A 4,687-nucleotide genomic window follows, 5' to 3' on the forward strand; every position below is an offset into this window, starting at 1 on the left:
CCACGGTCCCGCGCCGCCAGCAGGGCGGCGATGAAATGCTTGACCAGGATGGATTTCTGCGTGTCCGGGCGGAACAGCAGATAGGTCTTGAAATACACCTCAGGCTCGAAGGGCCGCAGCACCAGGCCGCGCGCCAGATAGCCCTCCGCCGCCACCGCCTGCGCCAGCCCGACGCCTACCCCCTCCAGCGCCAGGGCGCAGACCGTGGCCGCGAAGGGGGTCTCCACGACGATCTTGGGGGCGACCCCGGCGGCGCCCAGCACCGCGTCGAAGCGGCCGCGCGCCCGGTCCTCGGCCGAGAGGGCGATGAACGGCACGCCATCGAGATCGGCCGGGCGGATCACCGCCCGCGCCGAGAGCGGGTGGCCCTGCGGCATGACGCAGCAGGCGCGCCCGGTCGAGAAGACGCGATGCTCCACGCCGGACAGGTCAACCTCGTCCGCCGCCAGGCCGAGGCTGAAGCCGCCATTGACCACCAGCTCCCGCACCTGGGCGGAGAGCGCGATCTGGAAGGTGATGGCGATGTCGGGATGCCGCTCGCGGAAGAGGCGGATGGCGCGCGGCAGCACCGTGTTGCCATAGGCGGCGAGGCTGGCGACGCGCAGCGTCCCGGCGCCGAAATCCCGGATCCGCGCCGCCGAGGCGCGCAGCCGGTCGAGGCCCAGGAAGCTCGACCGCACATCGGCGAAGAACATCTGCCCCTCGGGCGTGGCGACCAGGCGCCCGCGCACCCGGTCGAACAGGGCGAAGCCGATCGCCGCCTCCAGATCGGCGATCATCCGGCTGACGGCGGGCTGGGTCACCCCGAGCAGCTCGGCCGCGCGGGAGGCCGAGCCACCGAGCATGACAGCCTGGAAGACCTCAAGCTGACGATGGTTCATCGCCTGATCCTGCATGGGCTCCGCCAATTGTCGATGGTGCCGCCTCGCCCCGCGGTGGCGCCCGGCCTTGCCCCTGGCGCCACGCGCGGCCGCCGGGGGCTGGGCTGATCCGCCCCTCCGCTGGCGCAAAGGTGACCGGCGGCCGGTCCAGGCAAAGCCCGCCAAGCCATTGTCCTGAAATGTTTTTCGGGCCGGTCGGGTGCGGCGGTCTCGGCTGGATGGCGCGGCCCGGCCATGCCATAGAAATTGTTACAAATCTGCGCAGGACGAACCCCATGCAGCATGCCGGAGACCGCCGGCCGATCGCGGCGCGCAATCTGGCCCTGTCGGGCCGGGTGGCGGAATGGCTGGTGCGGCGCCGCGCCTCGCCCAATGGCATCTCGCTGGCGGGCATGGTCTGCGGGCTGCTGGCCGGGCTCTGCTTCGTGCTGACCGCCGTCCTGCCCGCCCAGGCCTGGCTGTTCTGGCTGGCCGGCGCGGCGCTGATGCAGTTGCGGCTGCTGGCCAATCTGTTCGACGGCATGGTGGCGATCGGGCGCGGCATCGCCTCCCCGGTGGGCGAGCTGTTCAACGAGGTGCCGGACCGGGTCTCCGACAGCGCCGTGCTGATCGGGCTGGGCTATGCGGCGGGCGGGCTGCCCTGGCTGGGCTATGCGGCGGCGCTGGCGGCGATGGCCACGGCCTATGCGCGGGCGGTCGGCAAGGCGGCCGGCGCGCCCTCCGATTTCCGCGGGCCGATGGCCAAGCAGCAGCGCATGGCGCTCTGTACCGCGCTGGCGATCTGGTGCGCGCTCGTTCCGCCGGCCTGGGAGGCGGTGGCGGGCTGGCCGCTGGTCACCCTGGTGCTGGCCGCCATCGCCCTGCTCGCGCTGCTCACCACGCTGCGGCGCCTCTCCGGCATCGCCGCCGCGCTGCGCGGGGGGGTCCGCTGATGGGCACCGCCTTCGCCCATCCGGTGACGCTGTGGATCACGCTGGCCACCATCGGCGTGGTGGCGCTGGCGGCGGCGGTGATCGGCGCGCTGACCCTGCTCGGCCGCGGCAGCCCGGCGCTGCGGCGGGAGCTGTGGCTGCGGCTCGGCTCCTGGGTGGTGCTGCTGCCGCTGATGTTCGGCCCGGTGCTGGCCGGGCGGGTCTGGACCATCGCGGCGGTGACGCTGCTCGGCCTCGCCTGCCTGCGGGAATTCGACCGCGCGACCGGGCTGTTCCGCGAATACGCCATGGTGGGCGTGGTGGTCGCGGGCCTGCTGCTGGTGAATTTCGCCGCGCTCGACCAGTGGTACGGGCTGTTCGTGGCGCTTGGCCCGCTGACGGCGGTGGCGATCCTGGTCGTCTCCATCCCGCTCGACCGGCCCTCCGGCTATGTGCAGCGCGTGGCGCTGTCGCTGGTCGCCTTCATGCTGTTCGGGCTCGGCCTCGGCCATCTCGGCTACATGGCGAACGACCCGGGCTACCGGCCGCTGGTGCTGATGCTGCTGGCGGTGGTGGCGCTGAACGATGTCGCCGCCTTCACCTGCGGCAAGCTGATCGGCGGGCCGAAGCTGCTGCCGCAGACCAGCCCGAACAAGACCATCTCCGGCGCGGTCGGCGCGCTCGTGGTCAGCACGCTGCTGGTGATGTTTCTCGGCAGCCACATCTTCGCCGGCACGCCGCTGGAGAGCCTGCCGAAGCTGGCGCTGCTCGGCCTGCTGATCAGCGCCGCCGGGCAATGCGGCGACCTGATGCTGTCCTCGATCAAGCGCGATATCGGCATCAAGGACATGGGCACGCTGCTGCCGGGCCATGGCGGCATCCTGGACCGCTACAACAGCCTGCTGCTGGTCTCGCCGGCGGTGTTCCATTTCGTCAACTACCTGGTCGGGCTGCAAGGCACCGGCCCCACCCGCCTGCTGACCGGGGGCTGAACCATGGAATGGCAGCTGCGCCCCGCCCGCGATGCCGGGCTGACCCCGCTGCAAAGGCTGCGCAGCCAGGGGCGCGAGACCGGCCTCACGGGCGCGCTGCTGCAGGGGCTGTGGCGCCGCGCCAGCCGGCTCTGGCTGCGCTGCGCCCACCGGCTGGAGATCACGGGGCGCGAGCACCTGCCGGCCGAGGGGCCCTTCCTGCTGATCGGCAACCACAGCAGCCATCTGGACGCGCTGAGCCTGGCGGCCGCCCTGCCCGCCCCGCTGGCCCGGCGCTGCTACGCGCTGGCGGCGGGCGACGTGTTCTTCGCCTCGGCCCGCGCGGCCACCTTCGCCGCCTATGCGGTGAACGCGCTGCCGGTCTGGCGCCGCCGCACCCGCGCCGGCGAGATCGATTTGCTGCGCCAGCGCCTGGCCGAGGACCGGCTGGTCTTCATCCTGTTCCCCGAGGGCACGCGCAGCCGCGACGGCGCCATGGCCCCCTTCCAGCCCGGCATCGGCGCGCTGGTGGCCGGCACGCCGATCCCGGTGGTGCCCTGCCATCTGGAGGGCGCCCACGCCGCCTGGCCGGCCACGCGCGCCCTGCCGCGCCCCGGCAAGCTGCGCCTGACGATCGGCGCGCCGCTGCGCTTCGACGCGGTGGCCGAGGGCAAGGAGGGCTGGCGCCAGGTGGCACGCGATTGCGAGGCCGCGGTGCGCCGCCTGGGCGGGCTGCCTCCCGCCTGAGGCAGCGTGCCGGGGCAACGGCCGGAAGGCGGGCCCGGCGCGGGCGGATTAGCAGGGCGGCCTCGCCAACACGGAAGGCCGCCATGCAGCTTCACGACAAGATCGCCCTCATCACCGGGGCCAGCTCCGGCATCGGTGCCGCCGCGGCGCGGCTGTTCGCGGCGGAGGGGGCGCGCCTCGTCCTCGCCGGCCGCGACCGCGCGCGGCTGGATGCCGTGCTGCACGCCATCGAGGCCCAGGGCGGCGCGGCGATCGGCCTGACAGGCGACCTGCGCGACCCGGCCATGGCGGAGGCGCTGGTGCAGGCGGCCGAGCGGAATTTCGGCGGGCTCGACATCGCCTTCAACAATGCCGGCGACACCGGACCCGCCCTGCCGCTGCAGGATCTGGCGCCGGCGCAATGGCATTCGCTGCTCGACGCCAACCTGACCGCCGCCTATCTGGGCGCGCGGCAGCAGATCCCAGCGCTGCTGCGGCGCGGCGGCGGCTCGCTGATCTTCACCGCATCCTTCGTCGGCCCTTGCAGCGGCATCGCCGGCATGGCGGCCTATGGCGCCGCCAAGGCCGGGCTGGTCGGGCTGGCGCGCTGCCTGGCGGTGGAGCTGGGCGGCCAGGGCATCCGGGTGAACGCCCTGCTGCCCGGCGGCACCGACACGCCGATGTTCCCCGCCAACCAGCCCGGCGCCGCGCCGGAGATCCGCCCGGCGGTGGAGCGGCTGCACGCGCTGGGCCGTGTGGCGCAGCCGGAGGAAATCGCCCGCGCCGCGCTGTTCCTGGCCTCCGACGCGTCCAGCTTCGTCACCGGCAGCGCGCTGCTGGCCGATGGCGGGGCCAGCATCCGGCGGTTCTAGCCGCCCTGCCCCTCGATCAGCGGACGGCAGGCGGCGATCTCCTCGCCCAGCCAGTCCATCAGCGCGCGGATGCGCGGCGCCTGCCGCAGATCGGGATGGGTCAGCAGCCAGAGCGTGCCGGACAGGTCGTCCCGGGGCGGTGCCAGGCGGTGCAGCCCGGGGGTGGTGTCGCCGGCGAAGCAGGGCAGGTAGCCGATGCCCAGCCCCCGCCGCAGCGCCGCCGTCAGCCCCAGCACGCTGTCCAGCCGCGCGGCGATGCGCGGCTCCGGCACGCCCGCCGCCAGGCGGCGCAGCGCGCGGATGCCGGACAGCCCCTCCCCCGGCAG

Annotated in this window: 6 protein-coding genes; 4 read left to right on the forward strand and 2 right to left on the reverse strand. The window is 73.9% G+C overall.

Translation table 11 applies throughout. The features are described from left to right. Positions 1–881: LysR substrate-binding domain-containing protein (locus tag HMPREF0731_RS16115; protein WP_083854547.1), on the reverse strand; the 881-nt coding region annotated here is incomplete at its 3' end. 275 nt (positions 882–1,156) lie between these two features. Here HMPREF0731_RS16115 and HMPREF0731_RS16120 point away from each other — a divergent pair. The 4 genes from HMPREF0731_RS16120 to HMPREF0731_RS16135 all read left to right on the forward strand — a co-directional run bounded on the left by HMPREF0731_RS16120 (position 1,157) and on the right by HMPREF0731_RS16135 (position 4,361). Next, entirely contained in the window at positions 1,157–1,813 is a 657-nt protein-coding gene (locus HMPREF0731_RS16120) for a CDP-alcohol phosphatidyltransferase family protein (RefSeq protein ID WP_040613638.1), read from the forward strand. Continuing rightward, a complete protein-coding gene (locus tag HMPREF0731_RS16125) occupies positions 1,813–2,784 on the forward strand; it encodes a phosphatidate cytidylyltransferase (protein ID WP_007005241.1) in 972 nt (323 codons plus the stop codon). The genes HMPREF0731_RS16120 and HMPREF0731_RS16125 overlap by 1 nt, the downstream gene beginning before the upstream one ends. A gap of 3 nt (positions 2,785–2,787) precedes the next feature. Further along, complete coding sequence (locus tag HMPREF0731_RS16130) at positions 2,788–3,510, forward strand: lysophospholipid acyltransferase family protein (protein WP_007005242.1); 723 nt, start codon at positions 2,788–2,790, stop codon at positions 3,508–3,510. A gap of 83 nt (positions 3,511–3,593) precedes the next feature. Further along, positions 3,594–4,361 (forward strand): SDR family oxidoreductase, encoded by a 768-nt coding sequence (locus HMPREF0731_RS16135; RefSeq protein WP_007005243.1) that lies wholly within the window; start codon positions 3,594–3,596, stop codon positions 4,359–4,361. Here the strand turns inward: HMPREF0731_RS16135 and HMPREF0731_RS16140 are convergent. Beyond that, the coding region (locus tag HMPREF0731_RS16140; protein WP_007005244.1) for a LysR substrate-binding domain-containing protein at positions 4,358–4,687 on the reverse strand (330 nt) is incomplete at its 5' end. The two genes, HMPREF0731_RS16135 and HMPREF0731_RS16140, sit on opposite strands and share 4 nt — an antisense overlap.

This window comes from Pseudoroseomonas cervicalis ATCC 49957 (assembly GCF_000164635.1).
GTDB lineage: Bacteria > Pseudomonadota > Alphaproteobacteria > Acetobacterales > Acetobacteraceae > Pseudoroseomonas > Pseudoroseomonas cervicalis.